The 1,567-nt window shown below is 71.6% G+C and carries 1 protein-coding gene; it reads right to left on the bottom strand.

What is annotated here, in order from left to right:
* The coding region (locus tag AC27IQ_RS24210) for a DUF1800 domain-containing protein (protein ID WP_487091087.1) at positions 1-1,567 on the bottom strand (1,567 nt) is incomplete at both ends.

The following is a 1,567-nucleotide window of genomic DNA, read 5'->3' as shown; positions in this document are numbered from 1 at the left end:
CGCGGCCACGATGCGGCCCTGCGTGGCGGCGGACACCTGGCCCGCCGACAGCAGCAGCGCTGCCTTGCGCACCAGGGCCGTGGCGTCGGCCACCAGCGGCAGCAGGTTGGCGTAGGTGCAGGCGATGTCGAAGCCGTTGCTCGCGTTGCTGGCGTTTTGCGGCAGGTCGGGCGCGTTCACGAAGATGCCGTTGCGGATGGCGTTCTGCATGAAGTTCAGGTAGCCGCTCACGCTGGTTTCGTTGACGATCTGGAACTCCGGCGCGACCTGGCCGTTGGCGGCCATGGCGGTGGCCGGCGGCACGTAGCCGGGGCGAAAGAAGTTGAACACCGACCCCGCGCGCATCGGGCTTTGCCCCAGGCGCGTGGCGGGGTCGCTCAGGTCGCCGATCTTCCAGCTGCCCTGCGCGGAGCGCAGCCCGAAGGTGCGGCCCCATTGCACGAAGCGCACCATGGGCTCGCGCAGGCGGCCGAACTGAGGGTTCGCCAGCCCCGTGGCGCTGCGTGCTTCGGTGTCGAGCAGCACGGCGGCCACCACCGCGCGCAGGTCGCCCCGGGTGCCGCTGCCGTTGTTGGCGAACGCCGCCGCCACGCGCGCCACGTAGGCGGGGCTGGGGTTGCTGGTCACCAGGCGCTGGATGAGCTGGCGGCCGATGAAGGGGCCGACGTTGGGGTGGTTGAAGAGGGTGTCCAGCGCCGTCTTGAGCGCCGCCTCGCCGGGCGTGCCGGCCCCGACGGTGGTGCCCAGGAACGTGGCGGCCAGCGTGGAATGCCGGCTGGCGGTCAGCACCATCGGCAGCCGGGCCTGCTGCGGGCTGGGCACGGTGCTGGTGCCCACGGTGGTGGGCTGGTTCTGGCTGCGGTCGTAGTCGTAGCCGGTGAACACGCGCGCCAGGTTGCTCACGTCGGCGGCGGTGTAGGTCTCCAGCCGGTTGCCGCTGCCGTCGCGCTGCTCGGTGCCGTCGGCGTTGAGCTGGTACAGGCCCAGCGTGAACAGCTGCATCACTTCGCGGGCGTAGTTCTCGTCGGGCTGGCGGCCGGTGCGGGCGTCTTCCTTCTGGTTGCCGCGCGTGTTCAGGTACACGCCCATGGCCGGGTTCAGCGTCACGGCCTCCAGCAGCGCGCGGAAGTTGCCGAGCGCGTGCGTGTTCAGCACGTCCCAGTAGCCGGCGGCCAGGAAGGCGTTCCAGGTCTGGTCCAGGCCGTTGACCGAGACCACCATGATCTCCGACAGGGCCAGCGCCACGCGCTTGCGCACCGCGTCGCCCGCGGTGAACAGCTGGTTCCACAGCATGAAGTCGGCCGGGTAGGCCGCGTTGTAGAAGCGCGTGTCGGCATTGGCCACGCCGTAGCCGCGCTGGGTGAGCCAGTCGGTGCCCGTCGTGCCGATGGGCTGGGCGAACTGGTTGGCCAGCCAGGCGGCGTAGCCCTGGCCGCGCACCTCGGCGATGGATTCGTCGGTGGCCGAGAACTGCGCCTGCAGCAGAAACCGCGCGGCCTCCTCGTCGGTGGCCGGGGCGTTCACGGCCCCCGTGCCGCCGCCCGAGGGCGCCGGGCTGGGGGCGGGG

The organism is Acidovorax sp. KPB24-07 (assembly GCF_057543315.1).
This window is presented reverse-complemented; position numbering and strand designations above follow the sequence as displayed.